Source organism: Mycobacterium sp. 3519A (genome assembly GCF_900240945.1).
GTDB lineage: Bacteria > Actinomycetota > Actinomycetes > Mycobacteriales > Mycobacteriaceae > Mycobacterium.
Genome location: NZ_OESG01000014.1, coordinates 1 through 18,074 on the forward strand (window position 1 = coordinate 1; position 18,074 = coordinate 18,074).

Consider the following 18,074-nt stretch of genomic DNA (forward strand, 5'->3'; position numbering starts at 1 on the left):
GCCGGCGCCGCCGTCGCCGCCCGAACCGAGAAGGAGTGCGCGTCCGCCGTTGCCGCCGGTCCCGCCGACGGAGTCGGTCGCAAACGAGTCGGAATCGCCGCCCGCCCCGCCGTCGCCGCCGCTGCCGAGCAGGCCCGAGCGTCCGCCTTTGCCGCCTGGACCGCCGCCCGAAAAGGTTCCGTTGCTGCCGCCCGCACCGCCGTCGCCGCCATCGCCGATGAGAAGTCCGCCGTTGCCGCCGTGACCTCCCTTGCCCGCGCCCGCGAGTGGTGACGAACCGAGATAGGCTGTGCCGCCTGCGCCGCCGTTGCCGATCAGACCCGCGTTACCGCCGTTGCCTGCGTGCTCGTTCGCGAAGGTGCCGTCGCCGCCACGGCCGCCGTTGCCGAAGAGCAGACCGCCCCGACCGCCGTTCTGGTTGAATCCGCCGTCGGCGCCGTTGCCGATCAGCAGGCCGGCGTTCTCCCCCGGCTCGTCCCCATTGCTGATGAAGATCGCTACTACAGCGCCCAGCAGATTGCCGAAATCGCTTGGCGCAGAAAGCGGTATCGCCACGGACTCGAGTGCAAGCGTCGAATCGCATACGGACTGCAGCGACTCGGCGTTGCAGTCCGACAGCGGCTGGGCCGCCGCCACCGGTGCGCCCGCCAACAACAGCGCGGTCGGCGCCGCAACCGCGAGGTCACCGATCGACGCTGTGGCGGTGACCAATCGTCCTACCTTATTCCGCAACATGCCCACCCCTGTCGTAGATGTTTGCCACGGAAAGTTAAAGCAACTAATGCACGCCGGCTGGGGTAGCGGACTACCCCAGTTCCGGCCCGCTGCGGGCGTTACCGTGAGGTATCGGGTTGCTTGATGTCTCAAACTAAGGTGTTTTCGCTGGCTAGAATCTCCCTGTGAATCGGCTGTGGCCGCTGATCGGGCGGGCGGCAGAGCTCGAGGTGATCGCCGACGCCACCAAGGCGGCCGGTGATCGATCCCGCGGAATTGTGCTGTCCGGCGCTGCCGGAGTCGGCAAGACGCGCCTGGCTCGTGAAGCTGTCGACATTTGCGGTGCGCGTAACGCGCGTCGGCACTGGATCATCGGTACCGCATCGGCACGCGGACTGCCGCTTGGCGCCTTCGCCAACGTCGCCAGTGACTTCGGCCCCGATCCGTTGCGGCGCGTCCGCGAGGTGATCGACGGTCTCATTGGAGATGCCCGCCACGAGGAAGTGATCGTCGGCGTCGACGATGCTCACCTCCTCGACGACTTGTCGGCGTTCACCGTCCATCAACTCGTCACCCGACGACTGGCGACCGTCATCCTGACCATCCGCACCGGTGAGCATCCGCCCGACGCCATCACGGCGATCTGGAAGGACCAGCACCTGGAACGTCTTGAGCTGCAACCATTGTCGCTCGAAGAGACCGGCGAACTCATCGACAAGGTGCTCGGCGGACCGGTGGAATCCTCCAGCGCGCAACGACTCTGGCAGTACACCCAGGGCAACACGCTGTATCTGCGCCACCTGCTCGACAGCGAGGTGGACGCCGAGCGGATGACGCAGCGCTCAGGGGTGTGGCTGTGGAGCGGCCGCCCGACACTGTCGCCGACCCTCACCGAACTGGTCGAGGCGCGCATCTCCCAGGTGCCGATGCCGGTGCGCGACGTGCTCGACGCCTTGGCTGTGGCGGAGCCGTTGGACAGCGATCTGTTGGCGGCTGTCACGGACGCCGACGCGCTCGCCGACGCCGAGATGCTGGGCCTGGTGACCGTCGACTCCAGCGTGCGACCCGCGTCCGTGCGGCTGGCTCATCCGCTGTTCGGCGAAATCCAGAACACCAGTTCCCTGCGACTGCGACGGCTGCGCGGCCGCATCGCCACCGAATTGGCAAGCAAGAACGCGACAGATCCCCGGGACCTGATCCGCCGCGCGGTGCTCACCCTCGAATCCGACCTGCCACCCGATCCGGAACTCCTCCTCGCCGCGGCAGCGGCCGCGATGAGCCTGCTCGACCACCGGCTCGGTGAAACCCTCGCCGAACGGGCCGTCGCCACCGGCGGCGGGCCGTGGGCCAACATCGCCCGCGCGATGGCGATCACCTGGCAGGAGCGCGGCGTCGAGGCCGAGGCCGTGCTGGCCGAACAGGCCGAACAGGCGTCCGGCCTGGAACGCACGCAGATCGCGATCCTCCGCGCGATGAATTTCACGCTGATCCTCGGCCGGATCGCCAGCGCCGAAAGCGAACTCGCGCTCTTGCCGCAGGACGACCACGCGGCGCAGGAGGTGGCCGGCGCGCTGCGGCCCCTGATCGAACTGGTGCGCGGACGCTCGGCGAAGGCGGTGGCGATGGCGGGCGAGGCCGAGGCCCGTGACCCGGAGAACAACGTCGCGAAGATCTTCCTGGCGTGGGTGTTCGTCACCGGGCTCGGCGACCTCGGCCGTATCGACGAGATCGAAGCCGCCGCGAACAAGGGCTACGCGGTGGCCGACAAATCGCCGGAAGCCGGACACCTGTTGCGCAGGTTGGCGCTTCAGGAAACCCACGGCTACCGGCTCGGCGGCGAGCTGGCCCGCTCGGACGAGGTGGTGGCCCGGATCAGGCGCGACACCCTCGACGTTCCGTTCGAGGAGTCGTGGCATCGCGTGTTCGTCGGCCTGTCGGCGATGACCAGAGGCGAGCTTGTCGAAGCGCTCCACGCGCTGCGGGATGCACTGGCGTATCTCGGCACCGGCAGCAGCGGCCGAATGGTGAAGACTTTCGCGCGGACCTGGCTGACCACGGTGACCGGAATGTCGGGCCTCGCGAACGACGCCCGTCGGGAATTCGACGCCATCGAATGGTGGGCCCAGGATCCGCAGGCGTGCATGTTCGACCCGTACCTGTCGCTGGCCGAGGCATGGGTGTGTGCTGCGGAAGGCGCTGTGTCCCAGGCGATCTCGATCACCCGGATGGCAGCGGAGCGGGAATGCGAACTTGGCAGGCCCGCATGGGAGGTCGTCCTGCTGCAGACGGCGACACAGTTCGGCGATGCGTCGACGGCCGCTCGACTGAATGACCTCGCAGGCATGGTGCAAGGCCCGCGGGCGCCCGCCGCGGCGGCGCACGCGGCAGCGCTGGCCGCGGGGAACGCGGACGGGCTGCTCGACGCGTCGCGCCGTTACGAGGATTTCGGCGATCGCCTGGCCGCCGCCGACGCTGCCGCCCAAGCCGTCACCGTCTGTCAGCACGCCGGCATGCGCGGCGGGGCGATGACCGCGGGCGCGATCGCCACCCGGTTGGCCGCCGAGTGCCAGCACGCCCAGACGCCCGCCCTGCGGGCCGCGACCATGCCCCAGCCGTTCACCGACCGGCAACGCGAGATCATTTCCCTTGCCGCTCAGGGGCTGTCGAACAAGCAGATCGCCGACCGGCTCGTCATGTCGGTTCGCTCGGTCGAGGGGCACCTCTTCCGCGCCTCGCAACGCGTGGGCGCGAACTCGCGCGAACAGCTGATCTCGATGTTGCACGGCGCCTGACACGCGCGCGCTACTCATTCGCTGTTTATTGAGGCGCCCCGAAAGTGGGGTAGTCGATTACCCCAGCAGGCAATCGGTGCCGGTTTTACGTTGCTGATGCTTGGCCGCAGTGCCATCGAGAAGGGGATTCCAATGTCCAAGCGCAGCACGTATCACCGTTCGCAGAAGCGTCCGATCCTGACGACGGCGGCGGCCATCGGCGGGGCGGGCCTGGTGTTGGCCACTCCGGCCGCGGCACTGCTGGCCAGTCCCGGCGAAGCACACGCCGCGCCTGCGACACCGACTTTCGACCAGCTATTCGGGTGTGTGTTGGCGCCGTTCGCCAGCGACTGCCTCTCCAATGAAAACGTGGCGCTGGCCACCACCCTCACCGATGGGCTGGCGCTGGCGGACCCGTTCCTCGACGTGGCGGGCGCCATCCCGATCCTCAACATCTTCATCGGCAACGGCGCTGACGGCACCGCCGCTCATCCGAACGGGTTCAACGGCGGGCTGCTCATCGGCAGCGGCGGTGACGGTTTCAGCCCCACCACACCCGGTGCCCACGGCGGCAATGGTGGAAACGCCGGGCTGTTCATCGGCAACGGCGGCAACGGCGGCAACGGTGCCGCAGGCGACTTCCCCCGTGCGGGCGGCAACGGCGGCGACGGCGGCAACGGGGCGATGTTCATCGGCAACGGCGGCAGCGGTGGCAACGGCGGCGCAGGCGGCACCGGATCCAACGGTGTCAAACGCACGACGACCAACACCGCCGCGACTGGGCCCTTCCTGGGGGCGGACGGGGCGGACGGCTCCCTCATCCAGAACGGCGGCACCGGTGCCACGGGTGGCACGACTTCCGGCGGCCTCGTCGGCACCCCTGGCGGCGACGGCGGCTCGGGCGGCTCGGGCGGTTACTTCGGTTTCGGGGGTGACGGCGGCGACGGCGGCGAAGGCGGCGACGGCGGCACCGGCGGCCCCGGCGGCAACGGCGGTTCGGGTGGTCCTGGTGGCAACGCCAACATCGTCGGTGATGGCGGCGACGGCGGCGACGGCGGTAACGGCGGGAAGGGCGGCAACGGCGGCGACGGCGCCACCGGCGGCGACGGCGGTTCGGCCGGATCCGGCGGCACCGGCAGCGGAACACCCGGCGTCGGCGGCACCGGCGGCGACGCAGGCAAGGCAGGCAGCGGCGGCGGCGCCGGACCCGCAGGCGCGGCAGGCCATGGTGGAATCGGCGGCAGCGACGGAGCGGCAGGCAGCGGTGGCAGCGCCGGCGGCGCAGGCCAGCCCGGCAAGGCCGGTGGCGACGGCGACGACGGCGCGCCGTAACTGGCGATGGGTCCGCTCAGCGCCGCGGCTTCACACTGGCCGGGATGGGGCCGTCGGCGACCGTGGTGAACGGCACGTCACACTTGAAATACGGTTCAACAGACCGGATTTCGAGTGCGCGGACGATGGTGGCCAGTGCCAGCGTGGTTTCCAGTCGGGCGAAGTGTTCACCGATGCAGGGTCGTCCGCCGCCGAGGAACGGAAGGAACTCCCAGCGGTTGCGCGCCCTGCTGTTCTCCGGGCTGAACCGGTCCGGGTCGAACGCCATGGGGTCGGGCCAGATCGCCGGATCATGGTGCAGCCCATAGATTCCCACTGCAATCAAGCTGCCCGCCTGCACGCGATAGCCGTCGACCGCGATGTCGCGGGTGGCCAACCGGGCGACACCTGCGGCGGGTGGGCACAACCGCAGCGACTCGTGCAGCACCTGCACGGTGTAGCTGAGCCGTGGCACGTCGTCTGGCGTCAGTGGCCGGTCGCCGATCGCGGCGGCCTCGGCGGCGACGCGCTCCTGGATGTCGGGGTGGTGGCCCAGGACCCACAGCGAGTAGGTCAGCGCGGTCGCGGTGGTGTCGTGTCCGGCCAGCATGAAGATCAGCAGGTCGTTGGAGATTTCGGCGTCCGAAAGTGGTTGTCCGGTTTCGGGATCGGTGGCGGCGATCAACGCCTGCACCAGCGGCGCGTCCCGCGTCGGATCCGCGCGGCAGGCATGCACCATGTCGTCGGTGATCTTGCGCATGGCCTGCACCGCGACGCGGGCCTTGCGCCGCGCCGGCGTCGGCAGCCATCGCGGCGCACGAACCGGGCGCAGCGCCCGGTCGGCGGTGTACGAGGACGCCACGTGCATACAGCGGGCGATGGTGTCCGCCCGTTCGTTGAGGTCGATGCCGAGGACCGAGCGGCCCAGCGATTGCATGGCCACCTTGCGGCATTCGGTGTCGAGGTCGACGTCGCCGCCGTCCGGCCAGCGGTCGACGAATTGCAGTGCCGCTGCAGACATGTGGCCGCCGAAGTTGCGGACGTTGTGTTTGGTGAACACGGGTTGCAGCGCCCGCTTACGCGGCCGCCATTGCTCGTTGGGCAGCACGAAGAGGCTGTCGCCCGCCATGTTCTGCACTTCTTCGTGGATGACGCAGCGTTCGGAGGACGCGTCGCTGCGACCGAGCACGTCGCGCATCGCGTTGGGTGACATCACCGCCACGATCGGCGGGAACAGCTTCGCGGGCCCGAACTGGATCCTGGTGATCGGGCCGCCTGCGTCGCGGATCACCTCCTGGCCGGTGTCCAGCCTGCGGACCAACTTCACCAGTTGCCAAAGCGGCAGTGGGTTCTTCGGCACCAACGGCAGCGCGCTGACGCCGATGGTCTCGGTGGTCGTCGGGTTCACGTCGCCGTCCAGGTGAGCGTCTCTCCTTCTCCGGTGATCATCGCAGTGCCGGGCATCACGCGCAGACGATACGGACTCAACCGCAGCGCGGCGAATTGCTCCGATGTCGGGCCGTCGGCCCACATCGGGATGATGTGCGGGTCATAGCCGACCGGTGCAGGCGCGCCGGCGAACCGGTTCCAGACCGCGGTCCGGGTTTCGTCGTCGTGATACCACTCCACCAGGCAGTCGGCGCTGCAGGTGTCGTGGTTGGTGGTCCAGTAACTGACCGACATCTCGGGGTGTACCGCGAGATGTGCCTTCTTCACGGGGCTGGGCACCGTGGCGATCCAGCCGAACAGGTCGGTGCCGTCCCACTCCCAGATCGGATGGAGGATGCGGGTACGCGGGCGACTGTTTTCGTCGACGGTGGCGACGGAGGCCCACACGATCGAATGGGCCATGTCGATGAACGCCGGGGCGATTCGCTCAAGCGGTGTCACGCTTTTCAAGCCTAGGCAAATCGGCGTGCGCCCGGGCTCGAAGCGTCACTCCTCTTGCTTCTTGCGGAACTCCTCGGTGTTGCGGTACTCCACCTTGCCTTCTTCGGCGGTGGTCTCGATGTGGCCCTTGTCCTTGTCGTCGACCCAGTCGGTGACGGCGGTGCCGGACACCGTGCCACTACTGCCGGGCAGTGTGGTGGTCTCGAGGTCGTCGTAGGCTCTGGCCATCTCCTTGGCCTTTTCCCTGTGCTGCTCGGTGACTTCGGGCTTCTCGGTCAGTTGGCCCGATTCGTTTGGTCGCTGTTCGTCGGTACCCATGAGCTATGGCTTCCCCGATGCTGTGATGTACCAAACACAGCGCAGCTAACCAGCGGGCACTGCCTTGAGCGCGATAGGCAGGCTGGGCAGGAAGTGCAGCCTGGCGAAGGCCCTGATGTCGTCGGCGCTCTGCAGCGGTTGCGTGCTTGGCAGCAGCAGCGCCATCGCGGCGTAGCGCAGGATGGTGTCGGCCAGGTCGGTGACGGCCTGTTCGCCGATCCGCTCGGCGAACCCGGGCGGAAAGATCACCCGCAGCGCCTCCGCCATCCGGTCGATGGCCGCGGCGTAATGCTGTTCGGCCAGTTCGAGCACCAGGCCGGGTTCGTCGGTGATCATCCGGTCGAGCACCCGGTGCCGACGGAACTTCAGGATCGACAGCGTGAACGCCTCGACGTAGTAGTTCGCTTGCGGCCCAGCACTTTTCAACTCTGCGGCGATATCGGCGAACAGCCGGACGTTCTCTCGCTCGATGACCGCGGCGACCAGGTCGTCCTTGTTCGCGAAGCGGCGGTAGATGGTGGTGCGGCTGACCTTGGCCCGGCGGGCGACGTCGTCGAGGGCCACCCGACGGAAGCCGTGCTGTTCGAACTCGACGACCGCGGCGTCGAGGATGGCCTCCAGGGTGGGGTCAGCCCCGCGCATAGCCCTTTGACGCATAACCGTTGTAGCGCACCTGCATTGGCAGATGGTCCCACACCCAGTTCACCGGACGCGACCGCCAGAACGCGGCGAACCGCTGATAGCGCCGCTCCCGGCGGTCACTCCACGGCAGGCCGAGAAGCTCGCGGGCCCGCGGCGGCAGGCCGCCGGTCGTCAGGAACGCGGCCACCGGATTGAACACCGGCGCGATCACCCGCCACACCGCAGGTGACATGGCCTTCGGGCACGGGAAGCCCTTCGTCACGTAGCCGACGCCGTACTTCGCGGTCGGGTGGGCGACGACGATCTCGTCCATCATCCGGTCCCAATACCGTTCGAACTCCGCATAATTGGCGGGCATCGGCCGGTCGCTGACGCCGTAGCGGCGATACCACGTCTTGGACTCCAGGTAGATCTGTTCCTTCTCGGCCTGCGTCAACCGCTTGACGAACGTGTCGGCGAAGTACAGCACCTGCTCGACGAAGGTGGCGTGCGCCCAGAAGTAGGTGTCGGGATCGAGCGCGTGGTAGCGGCCGCCATCCGGCATCTCGCCCTTGACGTGGTGGTGGAAATCCCGGACCTGAGTGCCCGAGTTGTCGTCGTCCGACCCGTAGACGGTGTTGAAGATCGGCGGGATGGTGCGCTTGAGTCGCTCCGCGGTGTCGGCGAAGAACGTCGAGTGGTCCAGCACGCCCTGGCCGAGTTCGGCGAGCATGTTCTGCAGCACCGCGGGCCGCGGGCCGATCAGGTACATCCGGTTGTCGCCGAAGTAGCGCCATACCAGCGACCCGGGCCCCAGCGGCAGCGCATCGGTGGCGGTGGACTGCTCGGCATGGGGGTACCGCCCACGCGTAGCGTAGGGGGATTCGGTCATGTGCAACAGTGTTACAGATTTCGAACTTTGTACCAACCGGGTGTGAGCGGCCTCACCCAGCCTGCAAAACGTCGATCTCGACGAATCATCCGCGCCGCAGCCGGGCGATGCCCAGCACGGCCAGCACCCCGGCGATCGTCGCCAGCAGCAGCGACAGCACCAGCAGCGGCGCGTTGTAGACCATGGACGTGGTCTGCGGCTCGCCGTCCAGCACGGGCGCGACCACCACCGTCGAACTGGCGCCCAGCCAGCTCAGCACGGCGCCGACGGCGCACACCACCGCCGCGACCAGCTCGAGCCGGGCCCTCACGACGCCTGCTCCGGTGGAATGCGCTCCTCGACCAGATGGGTCAGCGCCGACCGCAGCAGCTGATGCTTGCGCGCCCACGCCTGCGCGGTGCGATCGTTGGTCAGCCGCAGCCCGATGCCGGTGCGACCGCGCGGCACGCCGGTCAGCTCGCCGAGCGCCCGCGCAGACATCCACTTGGGCTCGTCGGGCCCGGTCGGCTCCGGGTAGATCCGCACGATGTCGTCGATGCGCAGCAGTTCGGTGCCCTGCCGCAGATGGTCGGGCGTCAACTCGACCGAGGTGTGGATGCGCGCGGCCTTGACCTGGATCGCCAGGAATCCGCTGACGAGCACGAAGAACACGCCGGGGACCAGCAGCTGGATGCCGTAGCCGGCGGACAACTGGATCAGCGCCATGGCGATTCCGGCCGCTGGCCCGGCAGCGGTCCACCACCAGCTGGCGCCCTGTTCGTAGAACATCACCTCCGACGACGTGCCGACCTTGCTCATGGCGACTCCTGTCCCTGCACCGCTGCAGGCCGGGTGATCAGCACGGCACCTGCGACCAGGGGGAAGACCGCCAGCAGCGTGATGCCGTTGGCGAGCCGGAACAGCGCCGCCAGCGCGATCAGCGCGACGACGGTCAGCGCCAGCGCCAGCGCGGCCCGACGGAACCGGGTATCGCCGCTGCGGACGCGGCCGGTCAGAAACGCCAGCGCCCCGCCCGCAAGCGCAAACAGCACACCCGCGCCGCGGAAGACGACCGGGACGTTGAGTGAAGCGGCGATCAGCCCGCCGAGCATGAGCAGAAACGACGCGCCCACCCAGCACCAGAATGCGGCGGTGACGACGCGCGGTCGCGACTGTGGGGCTGTCATGACGCGGCCAAGCCTAGCCGCTCACCGGGTGAAGAAGGCGTGCGCGTCCTTGCGGTGCAGCAGGAACGCACCGCCGACGATCAACACCGAGCCCACGATCGCGGTGACCGCGTACACGATCGCCGCGGCCGCCGGCCGATCGACATTGAACAGATTGGTGCCGACGTACACCACCGATGCGATCCCACCACCGGTCAACAGCGTGCGTGTCCACCGGTATCCGTGCCGCATCAAGATCAGGAACGTCACCACGATGGCCGCGACCACGACGACGAACAGCAACGAGACCGCATACACGATCGCCGGGGGATGGTCTTTCGGGTTGGTGAAGAGGTCGACGACGTAGCCGATCACCATCAGCGGAAGGGCGGCCACCCACAGCCAGAATCCGGTGTCGACGTCAACGGGCCTGCCCGGCGCGGTCGTCGGTTGCCGCTGATTCGTCACGCCAGCCAACCGGCGACGTCGGCCGCCCAGTACGTGAGCACGATGTCCGCGCCGGCGCGCCGAATGCTGGTCAGCGTCTCCAGCGCCACGGTCTGCAGATCGATCCAGCCGTTGGCGGCGGCGGCGGCGATCATCGCGTACTCGCCGGACACCTGATACGCCGCGACCGGAACCGGCGAGATGTCGGCGGCCGCGCTGACCACGTCGAGATAGCTCATCGCCGGTTTCACCATCACGATGTCGGCACCCTCGTCGATGTCCAACTCGATCTCGTGGCGGGCCTCGCGGGCGTTGCCCGCACCCTGCTGATAGGTGCGCCGGTCACCGCGCAGGCTGGACGCGACGGCCTCGCGGAACGGGCCGTAGAACCCGGAGGCGAACTTCGCGGCGTAGGCCATGATCACCGTGTCGGTGTGGCCCGCGGCGTCGAGGCCGTCGCGGATCGCGGCGACCTGACCGTCCATCATGCCGCTCGGCCCGACCACCTGAGCACCCGAATCTGCTTGTGCAACAGCCAATTCCACGTAGCGGGCGTTGGTGGCGTCGTTGTCGACGCGGCCCGCGGCGTCGAGCACCCCGCAGTGGCCGTGGTCGGTGAACTCGTCGAGGCAGGTGTCGGCCATCAGCACGGTGTCCTCGCCGAGATCCTTGGCCAGATCACGCAACGCGACGTTGAGGATGCCGTCTTCGGAAATGCCGACCGAACCGGTGGCGTCCTTGTCTTCGTCGCGCGGCACACCGAACAGCATCAGACCGCCGACGCCGGAAGCCACCGCATCGGCGGCGGCCCGGCGCAGCGAGTCACGGCTGTGCTGCACGACGCCTGGCATCGACGCAATGTCGCGGGGCTCGTCGATGCCGTCGGCGACGAACATCGGCAGCACCAAATGCCTTGGCTCCAGCGAGGTTTCGGCGACGAGGCGACGCAGCGCGGGGGTGGAACGCAGTCTCCGCGGCCGATGACGCGGGAACGCCATCAGCGCCTGCGGCTCTTCTTACGCGGCGGCGGCAACGCACCCTCGGCACGCAGTCGGGCGGCGTGCTCGGCGAGCGCATCGACCAACGGCCCCACCGCGGCGACCTCCGGTTGCACGTCGACGCGCAGACCGAACTCCGCAGCCGTTTCAGCGGTTTTCGGACCGATGCAGGCGACGATCGTGCGAGCGTGCGGCTTGCCCGCGATACCCACCAGGTTGCGCACCGTCGAGCTGGAGGTGAAGCAGACCGCGTCGAAGCCGCCGGTCTTGATCATCTCGCGGGTCGAGGCGGGCGGCGGCGCCGCGCGCACCGTGCGGTACGCGGTGACGTCCTCGATCTCCCAGCCGCGCTCACGCAGCCCCTCGGCCAGCGTCTCGGTCGCGATGTCAGCCCGCGGCAGCAGCACTCGGTTGACCGGATCGAAAACGTCGTCGTAGGGCGGGAATTCGTCGAGCAGACCCAACGAGGACTGCTCGCCCGTCGGCACCAGTTCCGGGTTGATGCCGAAGGCCCGCACCCGATCGGCGGTGGCCTGTCCGACGCAGGCGATCTTCACGCCCGAGAACGCCCGCGCGTCGAGACCGAACTCGTTGAACTTCTCCCACACCGCACGCACCGCGTTGGTGGAGGTGAACACCACCCACTGGAAGCGGCCGTCGACAAGACCCTTGACCGCCCGCTCCATCTGAGCCGGGCTGCGCGGCGGTTCGACGGCGATGGTGGGCACCTCGACCGGCAATGCGCCGTGACTGACCAGCTTTTCGCTCATCTCGCCCGCCTGGTCCTTGGTGCGCGGCACCAGCACGGTCCAGCCGTACAGGGCGCGGCTCTCCCACCAGTTGAGCTTCGCACGGTTGGCGACCGTCTTGCCGATGGTCACCACCAGCGGCCCGGCCAACGGGCCGGCAGGCTCGGTGCCCGCGGGCTTCTCCAGCACGGCCTTGTCCAACAGGCCGCCGAGCGTCGTCTCCACCGAACGTTGTTGGCACGTCGTGCCATTCGCGGTCACCACGGTCGGCGTAGTGTCGACCAGCCCGTGCTCGATCAGGATGCGCGCCGCGTCGGGAAGGTGAGATGCGGTGGCATGCAAGATGAGTGGGCCGGGCGCGGCGGCCAACGCCGCCCAGTCGACGTCGCCACGGACGTCGGCGACGGTGTGCGACGAGCCGAGCGGCAGCCCCGCGTACGTCGGCACCGCAGTGGTGTCCGGCAATCCCGGCACGATCTCGAAATCCAGGTGCGTCTTGGCCAGCGCGGTCACCTCGGTGATCACCGCGTCCACCGACAGCGGATCGCCCGCGACCAACCGGACCACGTCCACGCCCGTGCGGGCCTCGGTGGCCAGCGTCTTGGCGACCTCGGCGGGATCGCCGAGTGCGGGCCGGATGTCGGGCCCGCCTGGGATGGCGGTCGTCGCCTCGGAATCGGTGTCGGCGTCGGTCGGCTTGGCCTCGGCCGGTTGGGGTCCCGACGGCGGCGGCAGTTCGCAGCCCGCGACGGCCAGCACCGACTCCGGCACGTCGGGGTCGGTGAACACCAGTGCGGCGTTGGCGAGCACCGTTCGCGCCCGCGTCGTCAGCAGACCGGGATCACCCGGCCCTGAGCCGACGAATGTGATGCGGCCGGGCTTTGTCTTACGCCCTCGGCCCGCGTGCCCAGTCATCTCTCTCTCCCAGCCTCGGCCAACAGATCGCGTGCGCCCAACTCGAACAACTCCGCGGCCACCGAGAGCCCCAGCTCCCGTGCCCGATCGGGTGTCCCGATGCCGGACGCACGGATCACGTCGGATCCGTCCAGCGTCGCCACACAGCCGCGCAGCGACAGCTCTTCGAAGACACGGCCGTCCTCATCGATGGACTCGACCACCTCGGCGATCGCCCCCACCGGTGCGGAACAACCCGCCTCCAGTTCGGCCAGCAAGGTTCGCTCTGCGGTAACGGCCGCGCGGGTGTCGGCGTCGTCCAACTCCGCCAACAGTTCCGCCAGGCCGGTGTCACCGGCACGGCACTCGACTGCCAACGCCCCCTGCGCCGGCGCCGGCAACATCTGTACCGGTTCCAACGTCTCGGTGACAGCGTCGAGACGACCGATACGGGCCAGGCCCGCCCGAGCCACGACGACGGCGTCGAGATCACCACTGCTTACCCTGTTCAACCTGGTATCAAGGTTGCCTCTTAGGGGGCGGATTTCCAAACCGAGACCCAGTGCTCTAAGCTGTGCGGCCCGCCGCGGGCTCGAGGTGCCGATCACCGAGCCGACCGGCAACTCGCCGAGCACCAGACCGTCGCGGGCGACCAGGGCGTCCCTGGCGTCTTCGCGGCGGGGTATCGCGGCGATGTTGAACCGGGGATCCGGTGTCGTCGGCAAATCCTTGTAGGAGTGCACGGCCATGTCGACCCGGCGTTCGTCGATGGCCTCTCGCAACGCCGCGGTGAACACCCCGATGCCGATGTTGGCAATCGGGCCCATCGACCGGTCGCCCTCGGTGGACACGATGACGAGTTCGGCGGCGTGGCCCCTGGCGACAAGGGCGTCTCTGATGACACCGGCCTGCGTCTTCGCCAGCAGGCTGCCTCGGGTGCCAATCCGGATGATTTCTGTCAAGCGCTACTCGGTCTTGTCGAGATCGTTTGTCATCAACGGCAATTCGCTCGCTGCGACCGCGTCGACGGCCTGCTGGTCGAGCTCGAACAGCTCGCGCAGCGCCTCGGCGTAGCTGTCACCGCCCGGCGCGCTGGCCAACTGTTTGACCCGCACCGTCGGCGCGTGCAGCAGCTTGTCCACGACGCGGCGCACGGTCTTGGCGACCTCGTCGCGGTGCGCGGCGTCGAGTCCTGGCAGCCGGTTGTCCAGCCGCAGCAATTCGGCCTCGACGACGTCGGCGGCCCGCTGCCGCAGCGCGGTCACGGTCGGGGTGACCTCGGCCATCCGCTGGCCCGCCAGGTAGTTGGCAACCTCGGCCGCCACGATGGCGCGGGCCGCCTCGGCGTCGGACGCCGCGGCGCGCGCCGACGGGTCGCGCTGGATGCGGTCCATGTCGACGACGAATACGTCGGGCAGTCCCGCGACGGCGGGGTCGACGTTGCGTGGCATGCCCAGGTCGCAGATCACCAGTTGCTTCGGTTCGTGACCGTGCGCCAGGCCGCGGTGCACGTCGGCCAGCGACACCACCGGCCGGACCGCGCCGGTGCAGCAGACGACCACGTCGGCGTCGGTGAGCACCGGCGTCAGGTGATCGAACGGGAACGCGTCCGCGGTGACACCGAGTTGGCGGATCTTCTCGGCCAACCGCTTGGCCCGCGGCAGTGTCCTGTTCACCACGTGGATGCGTTCGACGCCCGCGCGGGCGAGGTGTTTGGCCGCCAGCGCACCCATCGATCCGGCGCCGACCACCACGGCCGACCGGCCCGCCAGGGTGTCCAGTCGGGCTTCGGCCATGCCGAGCGCCACCGAGACAACGGAGGCGCCCGCGGCGTCGATACCGGTCTCGGAGTGCACCCGCTTGCCGACGGACAGCGCGCGTTGGGACAGCTCGTGCAGCGTGCGACCGACCGTGTGGTTGGCCTCGGCCGCGGAATACGCGCGGCGCACCTGCCCCAGCACCTGCGCCTCGCCGATCACCGCCGAGTCCAGGCCGCTGGTGACCGCGAACAGGTGCTCGACGGCCGCTTCGGCGTACCGCACGTAGGCGTACTTGGTCAGGTCGTTCAGGCTCATGCCGGAATGCTCGGAGAGCACCGAACCGATCACCGAAAGCCCGCCGTGGAACGCCTCGACGACCGCGTACACCTCGACGCGGTTGCAGGTGGACAACACCATGGCCTCGGTGACGAGTGAGGACTGCAGCACCTGCTGGACGATCTTGACCTGATCGGCTTCGTCGGTGCTCAATTGCTCGAGTACCGACACCGGCGCGCTGCGGTGCGAAACCCCGAAAAGCAGCACGCTCACGGCTCGATCACCACGTCATCCAAGGTAATGGTTGACCAGCTGGCCTACCAAATTTGCTCAGCCTCTCGCCGAAACGGCATTCCGGCACCGAAAGTGCGAGAAGAGGCGTGCCGGAATGCCGTTTCGCCGGGAGGTCAGGCGCCCAGATCCGCCCGCAGCCGGGGTTCGTCGACCTCCCAGTAGCTGTGCTCGGCGCCGTCCAGCAGCACGACGGGCAGCCGGTCGCCGTACTCGGCACGCAGCGAGGAATCCCCGGCGGCGGCCGCCGCGTCGACGTCGGTGAAGCGCAATTCGAAGCCCAGCTCGTCGGCCAGTTGCCGCAGCTGCGCCGCGGCCGTTGCACAGATCGAGCAGCCCTGTCGTGTGAGCAATTCCACGCGTCGGTTCACCCCCGCAGTATGGCCAGTGCGTGACCTAATGTTGATTCGTGTCCGACACAGGGGGTATCGACGCCGTTCAACAGGCGGTCGCCGGCGAGGCCAGTGCGGCAGCCGCCGTGACCGATCTGGCCGTCGAGCCCGCCGATACGCCGCCTCCCCCGCCGCCGGATCTGACGGCCGCCGCGTTCTTCGACGTCGACAACACGCTGGTGCACGGCTCGTCGCTGGTGCACTTCGCCCGCGGCCTGGCTGCCCGCAAATACTTCACCTACGGCGATATCGGCCGGTTCATCTACGCGCAGGCCAAGTTTCAGCTTCTCGGCCGGGAAAACAGCGACGATGTGGCCGCAGGCAAGACCAAGGCGCTGGCGTTCATCGAGGGCCGCTCGACCGAGGAACTGGTGGCACTCGGCGAGGAGATCTTCGACGAGATCATCGCCGACAAGATCTGGCCGGGCACCCGCGCGCTGGCGCAGATGCACCTCGACGCCGGACAACAGGTGTGGCTGGTCACCGCGACGCCGTACGAGTTGGCCGCCACGATCGCCAAGCGACTCGGTCTGACCGGTGCGCTGGGCACCGTCGCCGAGTCGATCGACGGCGTGTTCACCGGCCGCCTGGTCGGCGACATCCTGCACGGCACGGGTAAGGCGCATGCGGTGCGCTCGTTGGCCATCCGCGAGGGATTGAACCTGAAACGCTGCACGGCGTACTCCGACAGCTTCAACGACGTGCCGATGCTGTCGCTGGTCGGCACGGCCGTGGCGATCAACCCCGACGCCGATCTGCGGGTCCTGGCCCGCGAGCGGGGGTGGGAGATCCGCGATTTCCGCACCGCCCGCAAGGCCGCCAGGATAGGGGTGCCGTCGGCGCTGGCTCTTGGCGCGCTGGGCGGTGCGCTGGCGGCGGTGGTGTCACGCAGGCAAGAGGGCAGCTGAACAGGAATTGATAGGCTCGCGCCGCTGACAACCGACGGAAGATGCGCAGATGGCAATCGCCGAAAACATCATCGGAACCCACTACCGGTACCCCGATTATTTCGAGGTGGACCGGGAGAAGATCCGTGAGTTCGCGAAGGCCGTCAAGAACGACCACCCGGCCCACTTCACCGAGGAGGCCGCCAGGGAAAGCGGCTTCGACGCGCTGATCGCGCCGCTGACGTTCCTGGCGGTGGCGGGCCGCAAGGTGCAGTTGGAGATCTTCAACCAGTTCGACGTGCCGATCAACATGGAGCGGGTGCTGCATCGCGACCAGAAGATCGTCTTCCATCGCCCGATCGTGGCCGGCGACAAGCTGTATTTCGATTCGTATTTGGACTCGGTCACCGAATCGCACGGCGCGGTGGTCACCGAGATCCGCGGCGAGGTCACCGACGCGGAGGGCAAGCCGGTGCTGACCAGCGTCGTCACCGTGATGGGTGAGGCCGCGTCAGACTCCGAAGCCGACGAGGTGAGTGCACAGATCGCGGCCGCGCGCGACGCCGCGATCGCGAAAATGATTGCTGGGCAAAGCTCGAAGGGTAGTTGAGCCCTTAACCGAGGAATGTGTTGCGGCGATTCGCCAGCAGCTGGTACAGCGTCTGCTGAATGGTCTCGCGGACCTGATCGGTCAACTCGAACGTCACCATCGGATCCTCGGCGGCCGATTCGTCGTAGTCGGCGGTCTCGATCGGCTCACCGAACTGGATGTGCCACTTCGACGGCAGCGGCACCATGCCCACCGGTCCTGCCAGCGGGAAAAGCGGCGTGATCGGGAAGTACGGCAGCCCGAACAGCCGGGCCAACAGCTTCATGTCGGCGATCATCGGGTAGATCTCCTCCGAGCCGACGATCGAGCACGGCACGATGGGCGCCTTGGTCCGCAGCGCCGCCCCGACGAACCCGCCGCGGCCGAAGCGCTGCAGCTTGTACCGGTCCTTGAAGTGCTTGCCCAGGCCCTTGTAGCCCTCGGGGAACACCGCGGTCAGCTCACCTGCGGCCAGCAGTCGGTGCGCGTCGGCGGTGCAGGCCATGGTGTGGCCCGCCTTACGCGCGGCTTGACCGATCATCGGCATGTCGAACACCATGTCGGCGGCGAGCAGGCGCAGATCCCGGTGGGTCGGATGCTTGTCGTGCACCGCCACCGCCGTCATCAGCCCGTCGAACGGCAATACACCCGCGTGGTTGGCGACCACGAGCGCCGCACCCGTTCGCGGGAGGTTCTCGATGCCGCTGACTTCGACCCGGAACCACGAGTTGAAGAGCACACGCAGCAAAGGTAAAAAGATAGCGTCGTTGAGGTGGCGGTCGAACCCGAACTCGTCGACGGTGTAGTCGCCGAGCATCCGCTTGCGAATGAACTCCGCGACGGTGGCGATCCGCTTGGCCAGTTCGGTGGGCGTCTCCTCGACCGTGGGGGCGGCGCCGACCGGGCCGCGGCGCTGGTCGATCTCGCGGACGACGGCGGCGATCTGCTCGGCGGAAGCGCGACCGCCGGAGTCCGTCAACAGCGAGGGATGTCGGCGCGAGCTTGCGGCGCGGGCAGCAGAAGCGCGCCGTTGGGTCTGCGTTCGACCCGAATTAGAGTGCAGCGGAATGACTTTGGCTTTTGGCTCGCCCGCCACGTTGTACCTTCTCCCCACCCGATTTGAGATATT

The 18,074-nt window shown here is 68.4% G+C and carries 20 protein-coding genes; 4 read left to right on the top strand and 16 right to left on the bottom strand.

Annotated features, from left to right (window positions below; all coding sequences use genetic code 11):
• The coding region (locus C1A30_RS35650; RefSeq protein ID WP_369974166.1) for a PGRS repeat-containing protein at positions 1–711 on the bottom strand (711 nt) is incomplete at its 3' end.
• Positions 712–899: 188 nt separating this feature from the next.
• Between C1A30_RS35650 and C1A30_RS21145 the strand changes: the two genes are divergently transcribed.
• On the top strand, positions 900–3,506 hold the full coding sequence (locus C1A30_RS21145) for a LuxR family transcriptional regulator (protein WP_101950374.1): 2,607 nt from the start codon (positions 900–902) through the stop codon (positions 3,504–3,506).
• Positions 3,507–3,638: 132 nt separating this feature from the next.
• Positions 3,639–4,817, top strand: a complete 1,179-nt coding sequence (locus C1A30_RS36440) for a PGRS repeat-containing protein (protein ID WP_160112778.1) — start codon at positions 3,639–3,641, stop codon at positions 4,815–4,817.
• A gap of 16 nt (positions 4,818–4,833) precedes the next feature.
• Here the strand turns inward: C1A30_RS36440 and C1A30_RS21155 are convergent, their stop codons facing one another.
• From C1A30_RS21155 to C1A30_RS21220, 14 genes are all read right to left on the bottom strand, one after another.
• Positions 4,834–6,204, bottom strand: a complete 1,371-nt coding sequence (locus tag C1A30_RS21155) for a cytochrome P450 (RefSeq protein ID WP_101950375.1) — start codon at positions 6,202–6,204, stop codon at positions 4,834–4,836.
• Positions 6,201–6,686: a pyridoxamine 5-phosphate oxidase gene (locus C1A30_RS21160; protein WP_101950376.1), complete on the bottom strand. Its 486-nt coding sequence runs from the start codon at positions 6,684–6,686 to the stop codon at positions 6,201–6,203. Before C1A30_RS21160 ends, C1A30_RS21155 begins: the two co-directional genes overlap by 4 nt.
• A 45-nt stretch (positions 6,687–6,731) precedes the next feature.
• A complete protein-coding gene (locus C1A30_RS21165; protein WP_101950377.1) occupies positions 6,732–7,004 on the bottom strand; it encodes a hypothetical protein in 273 nt (90 codons plus the stop codon).
• A gap of 45 nt (positions 7,005–7,049) precedes the next feature.
• Positions 7,050–7,646, bottom strand: coding sequence for a TetR/AcrR family transcriptional regulator (locus tag C1A30_RS21170; protein ID WP_101950378.1), 597 nt, complete (start codon positions 7,644–7,646; stop codon positions 7,050–7,052).
• On the bottom strand, positions 7,633–8,517 hold the full coding sequence (locus tag C1A30_RS21175; RefSeq protein WP_101950379.1) for an oxygenase MpaB family protein: 885 nt from the start codon (positions 8,515–8,517) through the stop codon (positions 7,633–7,635). The genes C1A30_RS21170 and C1A30_RS21175 overlap by 14 nt, the downstream gene beginning before the upstream one ends.
• An 85-nt stretch (positions 8,518–8,602) precedes the next feature.
• Positions 8,603–8,827, bottom strand: coding sequence for a hypothetical protein (locus C1A30_RS21180; protein WP_101950380.1), 225 nt, complete (start codon positions 8,825–8,827; stop codon positions 8,603–8,605).
• Positions 8,824–9,315, bottom strand: coding sequence for a DUF3093 domain-containing protein (locus C1A30_RS21185; RefSeq protein ID WP_101950381.1), 492 nt, complete (start codon positions 9,313–9,315; stop codon positions 8,824–8,826). Before C1A30_RS21185 ends, C1A30_RS21180 begins: the two co-directional genes overlap by 4 nt.
• The gene (locus C1A30_RS21190; RefSeq protein ID WP_101950382.1) at positions 9,312–9,683 is read right to left on the bottom strand and encodes a hypothetical protein; all 372 of its coding nucleotides are present in this window, start codon (positions 9,681–9,683) and stop codon (positions 9,312–9,314) included. The genes C1A30_RS21185 and C1A30_RS21190 overlap by 4 nt, the downstream gene beginning before the upstream one ends.
• 21 nt (positions 9,684–9,704) lie before the next feature.
• Entirely contained in the window at positions 9,705–10,130 is a 426-nt protein-coding gene (locus C1A30_RS21195; RefSeq protein WP_101950383.1) for a hypothetical protein, read from the bottom strand.
• A complete protein-coding gene (gene hemB, locus C1A30_RS21200) occupies positions 10,127–11,107 on the bottom strand; it encodes a porphobilinogen synthase (protein WP_101950384.1) in 981 nt (326 codons plus the stop codon). Before hemB ends, C1A30_RS21195 begins: the two co-directional genes overlap by 4 nt.
• Positions 11,107–12,771 (bottom strand): bifunctional uroporphyrinogen-III C-methyltransferase/uroporphyrinogen-III synthase, encoded by a 1,665-nt coding sequence (locus C1A30_RS21205; RefSeq protein WP_101950385.1) that lies wholly within the window; start codon positions 12,769–12,771, stop codon positions 11,107–11,109. Before C1A30_RS21205 ends, hemB begins: the two co-directional genes overlap by 1 nt.
• On the bottom strand, positions 12,768–13,703 hold the full coding sequence (gene hemC / locus C1A30_RS21210) for a hydroxymethylbilane synthase (protein WP_101952778.1): 936 nt from the start codon (positions 13,701–13,703) through the stop codon (positions 12,768–12,770). Before hemC ends, C1A30_RS21205 begins: the two co-directional genes overlap by 4 nt.
• Positions 13,704–13,715: 12 nt before the next feature.
• Positions 13,716–15,059 carry a glutamyl-tRNA reductase gene (locus tag C1A30_RS21215; protein WP_101950386.1) on the bottom strand — a complete coding sequence of 448 codons (1,344 nt, stop codon included), beginning with the start codon at positions 15,057–15,059 and terminating at the stop codon, positions 13,716–13,718.
• 134 nt (positions 15,060–15,193) lie between these two features.
• Complete coding sequence (locus C1A30_RS21220) at positions 15,194–15,448, bottom strand: glutaredoxin family protein (RefSeq protein ID WP_101950387.1); 255 nt, start codon at positions 15,446–15,448, stop codon at positions 15,194–15,196.
• A 38-nt stretch (positions 15,449–15,486) separates the two neighbouring features.
• Here C1A30_RS21220 and C1A30_RS21225 point away from each other — a divergent pair, with 38 nt between their 5' ends.
• Together C1A30_RS21225 and C1A30_RS21230 are read left to right on the top strand one after the other, a co-directional pair.
• The gene (locus C1A30_RS21225; RefSeq protein ID WP_101950388.1) at positions 15,487–16,377 is read left to right on the top strand and encodes an HAD family phosphatase; all 891 of its coding nucleotides are present in this window, start codon (positions 15,487–15,489) and stop codon (positions 16,375–16,377) included.
• A gap of 49 nt (positions 16,378–16,426) precedes the next feature.
• Positions 16,427–16,966 (top strand): MaoC family dehydratase N-terminal domain-containing protein, encoded by a 540-nt coding sequence (locus C1A30_RS21230; protein WP_101950389.1) that lies wholly within the window; start codon positions 16,427–16,429, stop codon positions 16,964–16,966.
• A gap of 4 nt (positions 16,967–16,970) precedes the next feature.
• Here C1A30_RS21230 and C1A30_RS21235 read toward each other — a convergent pair whose 3' ends face one another.
• Positions 16,971–18,059 carry a lysophospholipid acyltransferase family protein gene (locus C1A30_RS21235; protein ID WP_200828391.1) on the bottom strand — a complete coding sequence of 363 codons (1,089 nt, stop codon included), beginning with the start codon at positions 18,057–18,059 and terminating at the stop codon, positions 16,971–16,973.
• Between the last annotated feature and the right edge of the window lie 15 nt (positions 18,060–18,074).

Bases quoted from the DNA above. Each gene is read 5' to 3' on its own strand.
- C1A30_RS36440 (WP_160112778.1), top strand. From the start codon at position 3,639: ATGTCCAAGCGCAGCACGTATCACCGTTCGCAGAAGCGTCCGATCCTG.
- C1A30_RS21165 (WP_101950377.1), bottom strand. From the start codon at position 7,004: ATGGGTACCGACGAACAGCGACCAAACGAATCGGGCCAACTGACCGAG.
- C1A30_RS21170 (WP_101950378.1), bottom strand. From the start codon at position 7,646: ATGCGCGGGGCTGACCCCACCCTGGAGGCCATCCTCGACGCCGCGGTC.
- C1A30_RS21175 (WP_101950379.1), bottom strand. From the start codon at position 8,517: ATGACCGAATCCCCCTACGCTACGCGTGGGCGGTACCCCCATGCCGAG.
- C1A30_RS21185 (WP_101950381.1), bottom strand. From the start codon at position 9,315: ATGAGCAAGGTCGGCACGTCGTCGGAGGTGATGTTCTACGAACAGGGC.
- C1A30_RS21190 (WP_101950382.1), bottom strand. From the start codon at position 9,683: ATGACAGCCCCACAGTCGCGACCGCGCGTCGTCACCGCCGCATTCTGG.
- hemB (WP_101950384.1), bottom strand. From the start codon at position 11,107: ATGGCGTTCCCGCGTCATCGGCCGCGGAGACTGCGTTCCACCCCCGCG.
- C1A30_RS21205 (WP_101950385.1), bottom strand. From the start codon at position 12,771: ATGACTGGGCACGCGGGCCGAGGGCGTAAGACAAAGCCCGGCCGCATC.
- C1A30_RS21230 (WP_101950389.1), top strand. From the start codon at position 16,427: ATGGCAATCGCCGAAAACATCATCGGAACCCACTACCGGTACCCCGAT.